The organism is Serratia sp. EC4 (assembly GCF_059652115.1).
In genome coordinates this window covers 24,571-39,266 of record NZ_JBNIDE010000003.1, presented here as the reverse complement: position 1 = coordinate 39,266, position 14,696 = coordinate 24,571, and the positions used below count along the sequence as shown (strand labels likewise).

Below are 14,696 nucleotides of genomic sequence, written 5' to 3'. Positions count from 1 at the left end.
AGGGGCAAATGTGGCGCAAATGCAACGCGTTGCGCACCGCTTGTTGCGCAAATAACCTTGCTGTAAATATGGCTTAGCGCGTTTGCGGGATTTCCAGCAGCACGCCGGCGCTCAGGCAGAAGCAGCCGCTGGCGACGTTGGCCGGCAGGGTCAGGCTCTCGCCGGCACGTACTATCCGGGTGTCGCCGCCGAGGGTGAACTCGAATTCGCCGGATATCACCCGGGTTTGTCGCGCGTGCGCGGGCTTTTGCAGCTGGCCGAAGGCGCCGGCCTCGAAACGCACTTCCGCCGCCGGCGAACCGTCGCTCATCACGCCTTCACGGCGGGCAAGGCCATTGTCGAGCGGTAAAAAGGCGGTTTTGGCGGTGAAGGTGGTCATGTGGCGTTCCTGATGGCTGATGGCGGTAGTTCGGCGCAATCGACATGAAAAATCGAACGGTCGGGCAGAGACGAAACAACGGGAAGTATAACGCGATAGGGGGAGAGATGAATCAGCAATATGGTGCGTCCGAGTGGACTCGAACCACCGACCCCCACCATGTCAAGGTGGTGCTCTAACCAACTGAGCTACGGACGCACTGCGCTGCTTCTGAAATTTGGTGCGTCCGAGTGGACTCGAACCACCGACCCCCACCATGTCAAGGTGGTGCTCTAACCAACTGAGCTACGGACGCACTATACTGCTTCTGGAATTTGGTGCGTCCGAGTGGACTCGAACCACCGACCCCCACCATGTCAAGGTGGTGCTCTAACCAACTGAGCTACGGACGCATCTTTTCCTGTCTGTCATGGCTGACAGCGGGGACGAATATTAACGAGCTACCTGCGTGCTGGCAAGGGGAAAAGCGCAATTTTATTCGGTATTTCACGCGATTGCTGAGGTTGTGCGCAGTCCGGCGTTTTTTTCCGCAAACCGCGACCCGGCCGGGGAGGAAACCGGCCGGGCGCGGGTTCAGCGCGTGGATCGCTGCAGAATGACGGCGGTCGGCTGTTTCTGCAGCCAGCGCATGCGCAGCGCCATCATGATGGCGGCGAAGGTCAGGCCGATGATAAAGCCGATCCAGAAACCGCTTGGCCCCATCGCCGGCACCACCGCATCGGTTAACGCCAGCAGATAGCCGCTCGGCAGGCCCAACACCCAATAAGCGATAAAGGTGATGAAGAAGATCGCGCGGGTATCTTTATAACCGCGCAGCACGCCGCTGCCGATCACCTGGACCGAATCCGAGATCTGGTACAGCGCCGCCAGCAGCATCAACTGCGAGGCCATCGCCACCACCGCCGGGCTGTCGTTGTACAGCAGGGCGATCGGTTCGCGGAAAGTGGCGGTAAACAGCGCGGTGCAAACGGCCATGGTGATACCGACGCCGATGGCGGAGTAAGCGGCGACGCGCGCGCCTTCGACCGAACCTTCCCCCAGACGATAACCGACGCGGATGGTGGCGCCGACGCCCAGCGACAGCGGCAGCACGAACATCAGCGCGCTGAAGTTAAGCGCGATCTGGTGGCCGGCGACCGCGACGATCCCCAGCGGCGAAACCAGCAGCGCCACCACGGCGAACAGCGTGACTTCGAAGAACAGCGCCAGCGCCACCGGCATGCCGATGCCGATCAGGCGCTTCAGCGCCGCCCAGTCCGGGCTGCCGAGATCGCCTGCCTGTCGCTTGATGTCGCGCTGCGACGGCGCGCGCTTCACGTACCAGCGCATCATCAGGAACATGATCCAGTAGACGCTGCCGGTGGCGACGCCGCAGCCGACGCCGCCCAACTCCGGCATGCCGAACTTGCCGTAGATAAAGATGTAGTTGATCGGGATATTCACCAGCAGGCCGAGGAAGCCGATCACCATGCCGGGCTTGGTTTTGGACAGCCCTTCACACTGGTTGCGCATCACCTGGAAGAACAGGTAACCCGGCGCCCCCCACATGATGGCGTGCAGATAACCGACGGCTTTATCCGCCAACTGCGGATCGATGTTGTGCATCATGTCGATGACGAACTTGCAGTTATACAGCACGACGATCAGCAGCACGGACACGCCGGAGGCCAGCCAGAAGCCCTGACGCACCTGATGGGCGATGCGATCGCGACGGCCGGCGCCGTTGAGCTGGGCGATCACCGGGGTCAGCGCCAGCAGCAGGCCGTGGCCGAACAAAATGGCCGGCAGCCAGATCGAGGTGCCGACCGCCACCGCCGCCATGTCGGTGGCGCTGTAAGCGCCGGCCATGATGGTATCCACCACGCCCATGGCGGTTTGCGATATTTGCGCGATGATGACCGGGATAGCGAGAGCCAATAAACTACGCGCTTCAATTAAGTACTTCTGCACGCATACACCTTTTCTATTTATATATGTGGGAGGGAGGGCTGCCGCGAGAGGACAACAATTAAAATAGTGGAATTTTGTCAAAAAGATTGTACCTGCTCGGCGCCGTTAAGCAAACGCCGCAGATAAAGAGTTATTAAATGCGCAGCCATTCGTTTTTTGCCGTCGCGGATTTGGTTTTCAGCGCCAACTGGGGCAAACTGCCGGTAGCGTTTTAACCTATTTAGCAAGAAGAGGCACATATGTTCACCGGTATCGTACAGGGCACCGCGCCGTTGGTCGCCATTGATGAGAAACCCAATTTCCGCACCCACGTGATCGAAATGCCTGCCGAGCTGCTGCCGGGGCTGGAGCTGGGCGCGTCGGTGGCGCATAACGGCTGTTGCCTGACCGTCACCGCGGTGGAAGGCAACCGCGTCAGCTTTGATTTGATCAAGGAAACGCTGCGCCTGACCAACCTCGGCGATCTGGCGCTGGGCGACATCGTCAATATCGAGCGCGCGGCGAAATTCAATGATGAAATTGGCGGTCATTTGATGTCCGGCCATATTATCTGCACGGCGGAAGTGGCCAAAATTTATACCTCGGAAAATAACCGCCAGGTATGGCTGCGCATGCCGAATGCGGAATTGATGAAATATGTGCTGCACAAAGGTTTCATCGGCATCGACGGCATTAGCCTGACCATCGGTGAAGTGGTGAATAACCGTTTCTGCGTGCACCTTATCCCGGAAACGCTGGATCGCACCACGCTGGGTAAGAAACGCCTCGGCGACAAGGTGAATATCGAGATCGATCCGCAAACGCAGGCGGTGGTGGACACCGTCGAGCGCGTGCTGGCCAATCGGGAAGCGACGTTGGCCGCGGCGATGGCGCCGGCGCACAAAGACTGACAGCGATTCTGGCGTGACCGCCGGCATCGAATCATAAGCAGAGAGGAGAAACGCGTGAAGTTTTATGGGAAAACGTTGTTGTTAACCGCGTTGCTGGCGCTGAGCGCCTGCAGCAGTTCGCCTGAGCAGGGCGCTGGCGCACAAATGGCCGATGCGGACGATACCTGTGGCGCATCGCAGTATCAAAACTTCGTCGGCAAACCGATGACCTCGTTGGAAGGCGTGCGGATCGACGCCAAGGTGCGAGCCATTCCGTACAACTCTGCCGTCACCATGGATTTCAACCTGCGCCGCCTGAACTTCCTTGGCGACAGCGACGATAAAATCATCCGCGTTTACTGCGGCTAAGCCGCCTGGTTCGAAAGAGCAAAAAAAGCCCCGGCGATGAGGTTGCCGGGGCTTTTTTTATTAGGGGAGCGTTCAGCGTGCGACGCGGATGCCGCCTTCCACGCCTTTCGGGCTGAACACCACCTGCCATAGCTGCAGATCGCGCGCCCGGAACGCGCCGGCGCAGGCGTTCAGATAATAGCTGAACATCCGTTCGAAGCGCTCGGAATAGCGCTCGGCGAGCTGCGGCCACGCCTGTTTGAAGCGCTCGAACCAGGCCATCAGCGTGCGATCGTAGTCGGCGCCGATGTTGTGCCAGTCTTCCATCACGAAATGGCCTTCGCTGGCCTCGGCGATATGTCTTACGGAGGGCAGGCAGCCGTTCGGGAAGATATATTTGTTGATCCAGGGATCGACGTTCATGTCGGTCTTGTTGGAGCCGATGGTGTGCAGCAGGAACAGGCCGTGCGGCGCCAGATTGCGCTCCACCACGTCGAAATAGGTGCGGTAGTTTTTCGGCCCGACATGCTCGAACATGCCAACGGACACGATGCGATCGAACTGCTGATGCAGATCGCGATAATCCTGCAACAGGATCTGCACATCCAGCCCGGCGCAGCGCGCCTGAGCCAGCTTCTGCTGTTCGGCGGAAATGGTCACGCCGACCACCGACACGCCGTAATTTTTCGCCGCATAGGCGGAAAGGCCGCCCCAGCCGCAGCCGATGTCCAGCAAACGCATGCCCGGCTGCAGCTGCAGTTTCTCGCAGATCATCCGCAGCTTGGCTTCCTGCGCTTCCTCCAGCGTGGTGGCGTCTTTCCAGTAGCCGCAGGAATATTGCATGTAAGGATCGAGCATCAGGGTAAACAGATCGTTGCCAAGATCGTAATGCTCTTTGCCGACGATCCAGGCGCGCTTTTTCGATTGCAGATTGGTCAGGCGCGCGGCGGCGATACGCAGGGTATCTTTCAGGTGGTGGGGGAGTTTCTTCTCCAGCCCGGCGCTGACCACTCGCTGAAAGAACATATCCAGCCGCTCGCACTCCCACCAACCGTCCATATAGCTTTCGCCCAGGCCCAGTGACCCTTGCTGCAAAACGCGTTTAAAGAATTCGGGATTTTTAACCTGAATATCGAAAGGGCGCGATCCGTTGATTTCGATACCGGCCAGACCGAGCATTTCGTGCGCGATACGGTACCACTGGTTATCCTGGATGCTCAGATCTTCTATACACGATGAACTCATAGCTTCTCCATCACCTTCTTCTGACTGATGACCCGTTAGGAAACAGCTTAGACAATTTCTGCGGGTGCATACGTATACCAACGGGAAATAAGCCCGCGGCGTCTGATATCCGACTATGAACAGAGGAAATTTAAAGAAACGGCCCGACGCAAACGGCGCAGGATAAACGCCTCTTTAAAAAAAGAGTGTGACGCAAGGCGCGTACACAATAGCTGATTGAGATATAGAGATTATAAGGTGTTACTTTACAGGGTTGTTTTTGAGTATAGGCGTGCCGAGGCGTTGACTCAACTGTAAATCGCACTCGGCACGCATATTCTTTAAGTGATTATTAATCTTGGTAATTATGACGCTGAGTTAGCATGTTCCCGCTGTGCCTTTTGCTGCGCATCGGCCGCTTTTCCCCGCTGCAGGAAATAACCCAGCGCGGCCAGGACTACCGTAGATACCATCACCGTCACCGTTGCCAACAGCGGCTGGGCAATAAACGCCGACACCAGCATGCTCGCCACAAAACACAGCCCCAATTGCAGCGTATTTTGCAGCGCGGCGGCTTTACCGCTGCTTTCCGGGAATGGCATCAGCGCATTCGCCACCATGATCGGGTAGCCGGCGCCGTTGACCAGCGCCATGACGCAGAACGGGATCAGCAGCGTGGTGAGCGTCGGATTGGTCAGGGTCGCCACCAGATACAGGGCCACCATGCTGACAGCATAAGCTACCAGCAGCCACGGCAGCAGGGTTTTGCCATTGATGCGCTTGAGCGCGGCGCGGCAGCCATAGCCCCCCAACAGGAAAGCCAGCGTCTGCGGCACATAGCTCAGACCGATGTCGCTCGGGCCGTAGCCCATATCACCGAGGATGAACGGCGAGCCGGTCAGCCAGGCAAAGAAGCCGGCCGAGCAGGCGGCGTACATAGCGACGTTGCCGCTGAACACCGGGGATTTCAATAATTGCCAAAAACTGACGCCGCTTTTTGGCGCATCGGCGGCGGGTTGCGTTTTGGCGCGATCTTTGAGCAGCAACGTCGGCAGCAGCAGCAGGGCGGTGATGGCCAACAGCACGGCGAAGATCGCGCGCCAACTGGCGTGGTTCAGCAGCCAGGCGCCAAGCAGCGGCGCCAACGCCGGCGACAGCGCCACCAGCGGCATGATGGTGGCGAATACGCGGTTGGCCTGGCCTTCGCGATAGCGGTCGACCACCAGCGCTTGCCAGATGGCGGCGGCGGAACAGACGCCGACGGCCTGAATAAAGCGCAGTATCCAGAGCTGCACGGCATTTTCCACCCACAGCATGCCCAGGCAGCCGAGCGCGAACAGCGACAGGCCAATCAATAATACCGGTTTGCGGCCCAGTCGGTCGGAGAGCGGCCCCCACAGCAACTGCGCGAAGGCGAAGCCGGCCAGAAAGATGCTCAGGCTGGCGCTGACCGCGCCGGCGGAAATTTGCAGTTCCTCCCGCATGGCGCCGAAGGCGGGCAGGTACATATCGGTCGCCAGATAACCCAGCATGCTCAGGCCGGCGAGGTAGAACATAAAACCAAAGGAGTTTCGCATGGTATTTCTCGTTAATATTTTAGTGTCGCAGGTTTTTAGCGCCGGCCAGTGTATCCGGCTGGATCTCTGCTTGTGAAACGGTAATATTTGCAAAGTGCTGTTAAAAAAATTGAAGGCAAAGCGATGTGGTCTGAATATTCTCTTGAAGTTGTTGACGCGGTGGCGCGCACCGGCAGTTTCAGCGCGGCGGCGCAGGAGCTGCACCGGGTACCGTCGGCGGTGAGCTATACCGTGCGGCAACTGGAACAATGGCTGGCGGTGCCGCTGTTTGAGCGGCGTCACCGTGATGTGGAGTTGACGCCGGCCGGCGCGCTGTTTATCAAGGATGCGCGAGTTGTTATCAAAAAAATGCTCGACACCCGCCGCCACTGTCAACAGGTGGCCAACGGGTGGCGCGGCCAGCTGAATATCGCAGTCGACATCATCGTCAAACCGCAGCGCAGCCGCCAGCTGGTGCTGGATTTCTACCGCCATTTCCCCGACGTTGAACTGATGCTGCAACCCGAGGTGTTCAACGGCGTGTGGGATGCGTTGGTGGACGGCAGGGTGGACATGGCGATCGGCGCCACGCGCGCGGTGCCGGTCGGCGGCGGCTTCGCTTTCCGCGACATGGGGGATATGAACTGGCTGTGCGTAGTCAGCCCACAGCATCCGTTGGCGCAGCTGGCAGGGCCATTGAATGACGATCGGTTGAGGCCATACCCTGCGCTTTGTCTGGAAGACACCTCGCGCAATCTGCCCAAGCGCGTCACCTGGACGCTGGATAACCAGCGGCGGCTGGTGGTGCCGGACTGGACCTCGGCGCTCGACTGTTTGTGCGCCGGATTGTGCGTCGGCATGATGCCGGCGCATCTGGCGCTGCCGCGGGTGCAGCGCGGTGAGCTGAAGGCGTTGCAGTTGCAGCAGCCGTTTCCCGCCAGCCCCTGCTGCCTGACCTGGCAACAGGATAAACCGTCACCGGCGATGAGCTGGCTGCTGGCGTACTTGGGCGATGGCGAGACGCTGAATCAGGAGTGGCTGAGTGAGGCGGCACCGGAAGCCGCGCAGGCCTCCGGCAGGGAAGATGATCAGCGGCGGTAGTCGATGAACGGACCATCGGCGACCGAACGGCGTTCGACCAGCTTCGGATGCACTTCGATCACCTGCGATTCTTCGCGTTTGCTGATGATGCGATCCAGCAGCATGGTGAAGGCCATTTCTCCCAGGCGTTCTTTCGGCTGGTGAATGGTGGTCAGCGCAGGGGTGAAGTAGCGGGCGTTGCGCACGTTGTCATAGCCGATCACGGAAATATCCTGCGGCACTCGCAGCCCCAGCTCGTCAGCGGCGCAGATGGCGCCCATCGCCATGATGTCGCCGCCGCAAAATACCGCGGTCGGCCGCTGTTTTTGCGACAGGATTTGGTGCATCGCCTTGTAGCCGGACTCCGGCTCGAAGTCACCCTGGACGATCCACTCTTCGCGAATGTCGATATGCGCTTCCTGCAGCGCCTTCATAAAGCCCTGATGACGGCCGCCGCCGGTGTTGCGCGACAGCTGGCCCGGGATGGCGCCGATATCGCGGTGGCCGCGCTCGATCAGGTAACGGCCGGCCAGATAGCCGCCTTCGAACGCGTTATCGATGATGGTGTCGGTGAAGTCGCCGCGCGCGGCGCCCCAGTCCATCACCACCATCGGGATATTACGGTAGTCCTCCAGCATGCCCAGCAGTTGATCCGGGTATTCGGAACACATGACCAGCAGGCCGTCGACGCGCTTTTGCGCCAGCATCGCCAGGTAGGCGCGCTGCTTGTCCAGATTGTTGTGCGAGTTGCACAGGATCAGGGTGTAACCTTTGCTGTAGCAGCTGTTTTCCACCGCCTCGATCACTTCGGCAAAATAGGGCGCTTCGCTCGAGGTGGCCAGCAGGCCGATCGACTTGGTGTGATTGACTTTCAGGCTGCGCGCCACGGCGCTCGGCGAGTAGTGCAGCTCTTTGATGGCGGCCCACACGGCCGCTTTGGTCTCTTCGGCGACGAAACGAGTCTTATTGATGACGTGCGAAACGGTGGTGGTGGAAACGCCCGCGCGTTTGGCCACATCTTTAATCGTTGCCATGTAAGGAATGACTCCTGAACTCACATGTTTACAGCATGTAAGTGTGATGTTAATCGTTTGCCTACGTAGATCCTTCTCCAGAGAAGCGAAAACTGAGTTTTTAGTGTGTTGAAGTCTTCAGCGCTTAATCAGGAGGGGCATGGATGCCGGTACGCAGTTGTGAACTGCGAATTTTGTCGCATATTGAACAAAAGTGGAAGAGGTAATCGAGATTATAAACCGGGAAATGATAACAAGATTTTATCGGCGAACTGTGGGAAAATGATTTGACGTACTAATTGTGCGCCTTTTATCCTTAGGAAAGCCCATTTTAAAGGAGTTGTCATGGATACCGATCTGAAGATGTCTCTGTTCACTACCGTCGGCGCGTTGGCGATGATCATCGCTTTCAGCTTTGTCGCCGCGTTGAACTGATCTCCCGCCGGTTTTAAAAAAGGCGCAGCCTCTGGCTGCGCCTCGTTACTTAGGCAAGGCCTGCGTTTACGCCAGGTTTTCCGCCGCAAATGTCCAGTTGACCAACGCCCAGAAGTTTTCCAGGTATTTTGGACGCGCATTGCGGTAATCGATGTAATACGCGTGTTCCCACACGTCAACGGTCAGCAGCGGTTTATCTTCACCGGTCAGCGGAGTTGCCGCGTTGGAGGTGTTGACGATCGCCAGCGCGCCGTCCGGTTTTTTCACCAGCCAGGTCCAGCCGGCGCCGAAGTTTTTCACGGCGGCATCGGTGAACTGTTCTTTGAACGCAGCGAAAGAGCCGAAGGATTTGACGATCGCGGCCGCCAGTTCGCCCTGCGGTTCACCGCCGCCCTGTGGCGACAGGCAGTGCCAGTAGAAGGTGTGGTTCCACACCTGCGCAGCGTTGTTGAACACGCCGCCGTTGGAGGTCTTGATGATCTCTTCGAGCGATTTGCCCTCGAACTCGCTGCCTTTCACCAGGTTGTTCAGGTTAACTACGTAGGTATTGTGGTGTTTGCCGTAGTGGTATTCCAGGGTCTCGGCGGAGATGTGCGGCTCGAGCGCGTTTTTCTCATACGGTAATGCAGGTAATTCAAACGACATTGCTTCCTCCTTTACAGCGCCACTTTTTTCCCGCCGAGGCGGGAGCCAGATGGGCCGTTTTTTATTGTGGTCATTCAATCTTAACAATTTTCATCATAAAAAACAGGAGGAAAAGCGAGAAATGCGCGAGGGAGAGTGCGATGGGCGATAGCTTGAGCAGGCGGTTGCGACCGGGGCCGCAACCGCGCAGAACAGGGAATTAACGGATGGTTTTCGGCGTCACTACGCGGCGTGCGCCGATGTAGTGGTTCTGCCAATAGTCGTTGTCGAGCTGGCTGATGCGGATCTCTTCGCCGGTGCGCGGCGACTGGATGAATTTGCCGTTGCCGAGATAGACGCCGACATGATCCGCCACGCCGCGGTTGTTGATGCGGAAGAACACCAAATCGCCGCTTTCCAGTTCGCTTTTCTTGATCGGCGCCGCGTCGCGCAGATGATACATTTCGTTGGCGGTGCGCGGCATCTTGATTTTCACCACGTCTTTATAGGCGTAATAGATGAGGCCGCTGCAGTCGAAGCCGGTGCGCGGCGAGCTGCCGCCCCAGCGGTAAGGTTTGCCCATCTGATCCATCAGCTTGGCCATCGCGGTCTGCTTGGCGTGCTGGTAACGCTTTTTGTGCGCCGGGCTGAGTTTCAACGGTTTTTCATCACGCGCCAGCTTGGCGATAGCCATGCCGGCGTCGCGGTGGCGGCCGTAGCCTTTTTTATAGCCCTTTTTCGGCGGGGTGACTTTAATCTTGGCGATTTTCTGCGCTTTGGCCTTGGGTTTGGCGCTGACGATCTTTTTCGCGCTTTTCTCGCTTTTGACCTTGGCGGTCCTGGTTTTTTTCTCGGGGGCCGTCACTTTGGCTTTTTTGGCGGCTTTATCCGCTTTCTTTTTTCTGCGGTCATCGGGCCGCGCTTCATTAACATGGCTTTTACGCTGCTCGGCGGCAACGCGCGCCTGTGGCGCAGCGTGCGCCAGATTGAAGAAGAGCTGCGTAAACAGCAGCGCAAAGAGCGTAAGAATTAAACGCATGTCGACGTCACCAACCTTGGCCCCGAAACGGATATCGAAAGAGTTACAGTATTCCCGAACTTCGCCATATAAAACAGCGAAGAACTCATAAATAATAATCCATATTGTGAGAAAACGTTAATGACATTTTTTTTGGTTTAAAATCAGCCTGTTGATGTATAAAAAAGCGCCAGGCGACGGTGGCGGATATAATTAAGCCGCGCCGTCATCGCGGCGCAATATATTAGTGAAATGGTCGGATTAAAAATGTTATTCTCAACGTATGTTTTGACCGGAATGACGTGGCCGGTGAAACGCGATCGGCGGCGGGCGAATATCCTTGCAAAAGATGGCGTTTTCTTGCGACTGTTCCAGCCGCTACAATAGCCCGCGTGATGCATGTTGTAGCCATGAAATGTGGCTTGAGGAAGCAATAAATGACGACGACACTTGAAAAAATTCAGCACCAGATCGCTGAAAACCCGATTCTGCTGTACATGAAAGGTTCGCCAAAGCTGCCGAGCTGCGGCTTTTCCGCGCAGGCTGTGCAAGCGCTGTCCGCCTGCGGCGAGCGTTTCGCCTACGTGGACATTTTGCAGAACCCGGACATCCGCGCCGAGCTGCCAAAATACGCCAACTGGCCGACGTTCCCGCAGCTGTGGGTAGATGGTGAGCTGGTCGGCGGTTGCGATATCATCATCGAGATGTATCAGCGCGGCGAACTGCAGCAACTGATCAAAGAAACGGCAGAAAAATATAAAGCGCAAGAAGACCAGCAGTCTTAATCGACGGGCTTGCGATTATCGCGTAACGGGCGGCGCCAGTGCAAACTGGGCCGCCTTTTTTGTTGATTTTATTCGGCGAGATCGCCGGCGGGCAGCGGCCAGCCGCCGAGACGTTTCCAGCGGTTAACCAGCTCGCAAAACAGCAGGGCGGTTTGCTCGGTGTCGTACAGCGCAGAGTGCGCCTGGCTGCTGTCGAACGGCATACCGGCCGCGATACAGGCTTTCGCCAACACCGTTTGGCCCAGCACCAGGCCGCTCAGCGCGGCGGTGTCGAAGGTGGCGAACGGATGGAACGGGTTGCGCTTCAGGCCGGCACGTTCGGCCGCGGCCATCAGGAAGCTGTGATCGAAGTTGGCGTTGTGCGCCACGATAATGGCCCGGTTGCACCCGCGATCCTTGAGCCCTTTGCGCACCGCTTTGAAAATGGCGTGCAGCGCGTCGTATTCGCTGACCGCGCCGCGCAACGGGTTGTGCGGATCGATGCCGTTAAACGCCAGCGCTTCCGGCTGCAGGTTGGCGCCCTCGAAAGGCTCCACGTGGAAGTGCAGGGTCTCGTCCCGCTGCAGCCAGCCATCTTCATCCATTTTCAGCGTGACGGCGGCGATCTCCAGCAACGCATCGGTATTGGCGTTGAAGCCGGCGGTTTCAACATCTATTACTACGGGATAAAACCCACGAAAACGACCACTCAGGGCGTTAAGATCACTTTTTTCGGCCATCAGTTTCTTATCTTCATCGAATGCAGCGCGCATTATGGCAAATTTTGCGCCTGGTTGCAGGCGCTATCGCGCGGAGAATCAGCAGGGCGCCAGCGCGCCCTGAAGGGGAGGCTTAGTGGCCGAGGCCCTGACCGGCGTGTTTGTTTTCGATCAGCTCAATTTTGTAGCCGTCCGGATCTTCGACGAAGGCGATGACCGTGGTGCCGCCCTTCACCGGGCCGGCTTCGCGGGTGACTTTGCCGCCTGCGCGACGGATGCTGTCGCAGGTGGCGGCAACGTCGTCCACGCCCAGCGCCAGGTGGCCGAAGGCGGTGCCCATGTCGTAGCTGTCGGTGCCCCAGTTATAGGTCAGTTCGATAACCGCGCCTTCGCTCTCTTCCGTATAGCCGACGAAAGCCAGGGAGTATTTGTACTCCGGGTTTTCGCTGGTGCGCAGCAGGCGCATGCCTAATACCTTGGTGTAGAAGTCGATGGCGCGTTGCAGGTCACCGACGCGGATCATGGTATGGAGTAAGCGCATAATTCCTCTGAATTGACTGTGCCGTGGCAGACGGCGGGTGGATTGAAGCACAAGCGAGTATAGCCTTGTCCCGCAAGGGAATTCAACGTAACGAGTTGGTGACAATGTCACTTCATGGTCTCGCGTCGCGGGTGTCTAAATATTGATCGAGCGTACCGATCGATACAGAGTAATTGATCTGCACAATCAATTATCTATTCCAGCGGCGATCGTGTAAAAATCGAACGGCAATAAAGATCAACACCAGGGAACACCGGCCCGCCTCGAGCGGGCCTTTTTGCGCGCGACGCATAAAAAAAACGGCCATGCGATTGCGTGGCCGTTGGAGTCAGGACGGGTTACTTCGCCAGAAACGGATAGTCGGTATAGCCTTCGGCGCCGCCGCCGTAGAAGGTTTCCGGCTTAGGTTCGTTCAGCGGGGCGTGCTGACGGAAACGCTCTACCAGATCCGGGTTGGCGATGTAGCTGCGGCCGAAGGCCACCGCGTCGATAAAACCTTTTTCGATCAACGCTTCGGCTTTTTCAGCGGTGTAGGCGCCGGCGCCGACGATCACCCCTTTAAAGTGGGCGCGCACCGAGTCGCGGAAGGCGTCGGAATACGGTTTGCCGCCGGCCCAGTCCGGTTCGGAGATGTGCAGGTAAGCGATGTTGCGCTTATTCAGCTCTTCCACCAGATACAGCGCCGCTTCTTCCTGATCTTCACCGTTGTCCAGCCCGTTGAACGGCCCCAGCGGCGAGATGCGGATACCGATGTGTTCGGAACCCCATTCGGCGATGGTGGCGTCGACCACTTCCAACGTCAGGCGGGTGCGATTCTCGATGCTGCCGCCGTATTGATCGGTGCGTTGGTTGGAAGCCGGTGACATGAACTGGTGCAGCAGATAGCCGTGGGCAGCATGCAGCTCGATGAAGTCGAAGCCGGCTTCGCGCGCGTTAGCGGTTGCCTGGCGGAAATCGTTGATGATGCCCGGGATCTCGCTGGTTTCCAGCGCGCGCGGTGTGGAGGTCGGTACGCGCACCCAGGCGCCGGTTTCATCTCGCACGGTGGTGCGGGTTTCGGCGTTGATTGCCGAAGGCGCGACCGGCGCTTGTCCGCCCGGCTGCAGGCTGGCGTGGGAGATGCGGCCTACATGCCACAGCTGTACGGCGATGTGGCCGTTTTTGTCGTGTACCGCCTGCGTGATGTGTTTCCACGCGGCGATCTGTTCCGGGGTATGCAGGCCCGGCGCGCCGGCGTAGCCTTTCGCCTGGAAGGAGATCTGCGTCGCTTCGGTCACGATCAGGCCGGCGCCGGCGCGCTGCGCATAGTATTCCGCCATCAGTGGCGTAGGAATATCGCCCGGTTCGATGCTGCGCAGACGCGTCAGCGGAGCCATAAACACGCGGTTGGGCAGGGTGACGGCGCCAACCTTCAGCGGAGAGAGCAATTTTTCAGTCTTCATAGTGCATCCTGTATTTAATAGACCGGTCGTCTAGTGATGGGCGATAAAAAAACACGAACTGCATTTTTCACGAAAAAAGACGGTTGTCGTTACCGTTGCGGCGGGCGCAGCAGCAACTCGATGCTTTCCAGCGCGCTGGTTAACGGCGCCAGCGAATGACGGATCTTGGCGCGCAGCGAGGCACCGAGCCACAGTGAATACAGCGTTTCCGCGGTCGCCGCCGGGCTCATGGCCACCGACAGCGAGCCCTCGGTGATACCGCGCTCGATGGCCTCCTGCAGATGGCCGATCACGCGAGCGGTGCCCGTTTCCAGCGCATGGCGCATCGGTTCCGACAGATCGCTCACCTCGGCGGAAAGTTTCACCGCCAGGCAGGCGTTGTGGCATTCGCTGCGGCAGTGGTAGCTGATAGCCTGGGCGTAATAGCCGAGCAGCTGGTGGCGGGCATCGCCGCGTCTGTCGGCAAACAGCGCCTGCATTTCTGCATCATAATGCGCGAAATAGCGCTGCAGCATCGCTTCGCCGAAGGCTTCCTTCGAGCGAAAATAGTGGTAGAACGAGCCTTTCGGCACGCCCGCGGTGGCCAGCAGTTCGCTCAGCCCCATGCCGGTAAAGCCCAGGCGCAGGCTGAGGGTTTCGCCGGTGGCGAGCAGATGTTCACGTGTATCCACGTTGCAATGCGTTGATTTGGTCATCATGGTGCCGAGCATAATAGACCGATTGGTCTAGGTCAA

At 58.3% G+C, this 14,696-nt stretch carries 16 protein-coding genes and 3 tRNA genes; 5 read left to right on the top strand and 14 right to left on the bottom strand.

The window, feature by feature from the left end:
- Nucleotides 1–73 precede the first annotated feature (73 nt).
- From ACP39K_RS10275 to ACP39K_RS10255, 5 genes are all read right to left on the bottom strand, one after another.
- Complete coding sequence (locus ACP39K_RS10275) at nucleotides 74–379, bottom strand: cupin domain-containing protein (RefSeq protein WP_016927932.1); 306 nt, start codon at nucleotides 377–379, stop codon at nucleotides 74–76.
- A gap of 121 nt (nucleotides 380–500) precedes the next feature.
- Nucleotides 501–577 (bottom strand) — tRNA-Val (locus ACP39K_RS10270).
- A gap of 20 nt (nucleotides 578–597) precedes the next feature.
- Nucleotides 598–674 (bottom strand) — tRNA-Val (locus ACP39K_RS10265).
- A 20-nt stretch (nucleotides 675–694) separates the two neighbouring features.
- A tRNA-Val gene (locus ACP39K_RS10260) sits at nucleotides 695–771 on the bottom strand.
- A 181-nt stretch (nucleotides 772–952) separates the two neighbouring features.
- Nucleotides 953–2,329 carry an MATE family efflux transporter gene (locus tag ACP39K_RS10255; RefSeq protein ID WP_028128174.1) on the bottom strand — a complete coding sequence of 459 codons (1,377 nt, stop codon included), beginning with the start codon at nucleotides 2,327–2,329 and terminating at the stop codon, nucleotides 953–955.
- A gap of 239 nt (nucleotides 2,330–2,568) precedes the next feature.
- On the opposite strand from ACP39K_RS10255, the gene ACP39K_RS10250 reads away from it, so the two are divergent.
- Together ACP39K_RS10250 and ACP39K_RS10245 are read left to right on the top strand one after the other, a co-directional pair.
- Nucleotides 2,569–3,219, top strand: coding sequence for a riboflavin synthase (locus ACP39K_RS10250; RefSeq protein ID WP_016927930.1), 651 nt, complete (start codon nucleotides 2,569–2,571; stop codon nucleotides 3,217–3,219).
- A 54-nt stretch (nucleotides 3,220–3,273) separates the two neighbouring features.
- Nucleotides 3,274–3,567, top strand: coding sequence for an I78 family peptidase inhibitor (locus ACP39K_RS10245; protein WP_016927929.1), 294 nt, complete (start codon nucleotides 3,274–3,276; stop codon nucleotides 3,565–3,567).
- Between the two features lie 72 nt (nucleotides 3,568–3,639).
- On the opposite strand, the gene cfa is transcribed toward ACP39K_RS10245, so the two are convergent.
- Complete coding sequence (cfa, locus tag ACP39K_RS10240; protein WP_004931341.1) at nucleotides 3,640–4,791, bottom strand: cyclopropane fatty acyl phospholipid synthase; 1,152 nt, start codon at nucleotides 4,789–4,791, stop codon at nucleotides 3,640–3,642.
- Between the two features lie 344 nt (nucleotides 4,792–5,135).
- A complete protein-coding gene (gene punC / locus ACP39K_RS10235) occupies nucleotides 5,136–6,347 on the bottom strand; it encodes a purine nucleoside transporter PunC (protein WP_028128175.1) in 1,212 nt (403 codons plus the stop codon).
- Between the two features lie 123 nt (nucleotides 6,348–6,470).
- Here punC and punR point away from each other — a divergent pair, with 123 nt between their 5' ends.
- Complete coding sequence (gene punR / locus ACP39K_RS10230; RefSeq protein ID WP_060445343.1) at nucleotides 6,471–7,427, top strand: DNA-binding transcriptional activator PunR; 957 nt, start codon at nucleotides 6,471–6,473, stop codon at nucleotides 7,425–7,427.
- Here punR and purR read toward each other — a convergent pair.
- A complete protein-coding gene (purR, locus tag ACP39K_RS10225) occupies nucleotides 7,415–8,440 on the bottom strand; it encodes an HTH-type transcriptional repressor PurR (protein WP_004931336.1) in 1,026 nt (341 codons plus the stop codon). The genes punR and purR overlap by 13 nt on opposite strands.
- Before the next feature lie 324 nt (nucleotides 8,441–8,764).
- On the opposite strand from purR, the gene cydH reads away from it, so the two are divergent.
- Complete coding sequence (gene cydH, locus ACP39K_RS10220; RefSeq protein ID WP_004931335.1) at nucleotides 8,765–8,854, top strand: cytochrome bd-I oxidase subunit CydH; 90 nt, start codon at nucleotides 8,765–8,767, stop codon at nucleotides 8,852–8,854.
- A 66-nt stretch (nucleotides 8,855–8,920) separates the two neighbouring features.
- On the opposite strand, the gene sodB is transcribed toward cydH, so the two are convergent.
- The gene (gene sodB, locus ACP39K_RS10215; protein ID WP_004931333.1) at nucleotides 8,921–9,499 is read right to left on the bottom strand and encodes a superoxide dismutase [Fe]; all 579 of its coding nucleotides are present in this window, start codon (nucleotides 9,497–9,499) and stop codon (nucleotides 8,921–8,923) included.
- A 199-nt stretch (nucleotides 9,500–9,698) separates the two neighbouring features.
- Complete coding sequence (locus tag ACP39K_RS10210; RefSeq protein WP_497008470.1) at nucleotides 9,699–10,517, bottom strand: C40 family peptidase; 819 nt, start codon at nucleotides 10,515–10,517, stop codon at nucleotides 9,699–9,701.
- A 416-nt stretch (nucleotides 10,518–10,933) separates the two neighbouring features.
- On the opposite strand from ACP39K_RS10210, the gene ACP39K_RS10205 reads away from it, so the two are divergent.
- Nucleotides 10,934–11,281, top strand: coding sequence for a Grx4 family monothiol glutaredoxin (locus ACP39K_RS10205; RefSeq protein WP_004931329.1), 348 nt, complete (start codon nucleotides 10,934–10,936; stop codon nucleotides 11,279–11,281).
- Nucleotides 11,282–11,349: 68 nt separating this feature from the next.
- Here ACP39K_RS10205 and rnt read toward each other — a convergent pair whose 3' ends face one another.
- The 4 genes from rnt to ACP39K_RS10185 all read right to left on the bottom strand — a co-directional run bounded on the left by rnt (nucleotide 11,350) and on the right by ACP39K_RS10185 (nucleotide 14,672).
- Complete coding sequence (rnt, locus tag ACP39K_RS10200) at nucleotides 11,350–12,033, bottom strand: ribonuclease T (protein WP_016927925.1); 684 nt, start codon at nucleotides 12,031–12,033, stop codon at nucleotides 11,350–11,352.
- A gap of 79 nt (nucleotides 12,034–12,112) precedes the next feature.
- Nucleotides 12,113–12,520, bottom strand: a complete 408-nt coding sequence (gloA, locus tag ACP39K_RS10195; protein ID WP_004931325.1) for a lactoylglutathione lyase — start codon at nucleotides 12,518–12,520, stop codon at nucleotides 12,113–12,115.
- Between the two features lie 338 nt (nucleotides 12,521–12,858).
- A complete protein-coding gene (locus ACP39K_RS10190) occupies nucleotides 12,859–13,962 on the bottom strand; it encodes an alkene reductase (RefSeq protein ID WP_016927923.1) in 1,104 nt (367 codons plus the stop codon).
- A gap of 89 nt (nucleotides 13,963–14,051) precedes the next feature.
- Nucleotides 14,052–14,672, bottom strand: coding sequence for a TetR/AcrR family transcriptional regulator (locus tag ACP39K_RS10185; protein WP_391570548.1), 621 nt, complete (start codon nucleotides 14,670–14,672; stop codon nucleotides 14,052–14,054).
- Nucleotides 14,673–14,696: the final 24 nt, after the last annotated feature.

What these genes read in the sequence shown, in the direction of transcription:
- ACP39K_RS10275 (WP_016927932.1), bottom strand. Translation starts at nt 379, where the DNA reads ATGACCACCTTCACCGCCAAAACCGCCTTTTTACCGCTCGACAATGGC.
- ACP39K_RS10250 (WP_016927930.1), top strand. Translation starts at nt 2,569, where the DNA reads ATGTTCACCGGTATCGTACAGGGCACCGCGCCGTTGGTCGCCATTGAT.
- cfa (WP_004931341.1), bottom strand. Translation starts at nt 4,791, where the DNA reads ATGAGTTCATCGTGTATAGAAGATCTGAGCATCCAGGATAACCAGTGG.
- punC (WP_028128175.1), bottom strand. Translation starts at nt 6,347, where the DNA reads ATGCGAAACTCCTTTGGTTTTATGTTCTACCTCGCCGGCCTGAGCATG.
- punR (WP_060445343.1), top strand. Translation starts at nt 6,471, where the DNA reads ATGTGGTCTGAATATTCTCTTGAAGTTGTTGACGCGGTGGCGCGCACC.
- purR (WP_004931336.1), bottom strand. Translation starts at nt 8,440, where the DNA reads ATGGCAACGATTAAAGATGTGGCCAAACGCGCGGGCGTTTCCACCACC.
- cydH (WP_004931335.1), top strand. Translation starts at nt 8,765, where the DNA reads ATGGATACCGATCTGAAGATGTCTCTGTTCACTACCGTCGGCGCGTTG.
- sodB (WP_004931333.1), bottom strand. Translation starts at nt 9,499, where the DNA reads ATGTCGTTTGAATTACCTGCATTACCGTATGAGAAAAACGCGCTCGAG.
- ACP39K_RS10210 (WP_497008470.1), bottom strand. Translation starts at nt 10,517, where the DNA reads ATGCGTTTAATTCTTACGCTCTTTGCGCTGCTGTTTACGCAGCTCTTC.
- ACP39K_RS10205 (WP_004931329.1), top strand. Translation starts at nt 10,934, where the DNA reads ATGACGACGACACTTGAAAAAATTCAGCACCAGATCGCTGAAAACCCG.
- rnt (WP_016927925.1), bottom strand. Translation starts at nt 12,033, where the DNA reads ATGCGCGCTGCATTCGATGAAGATAAGAAACTGATGGCCGAAAAAAGT.
- gloA (WP_004931325.1), bottom strand. Translation starts at nt 12,520, where the DNA reads ATGCGCTTACTCCATACCATGATCCGCGTCGGTGACCTGCAACGCGCC.
- ACP39K_RS10190 (WP_016927923.1), bottom strand. Translation starts at nt 13,962, where the DNA reads ATGAAGACTGAAAAATTGCTCTCTCCGCTGAAGGTTGGCGCCGTCACC.
- ACP39K_RS10185 (WP_391570548.1), bottom strand. Translation starts at nt 14,672, where the DNA reads ATGCTCGGCACCATGATGACCAAATCAACGCATTGCAACGTGGATACA.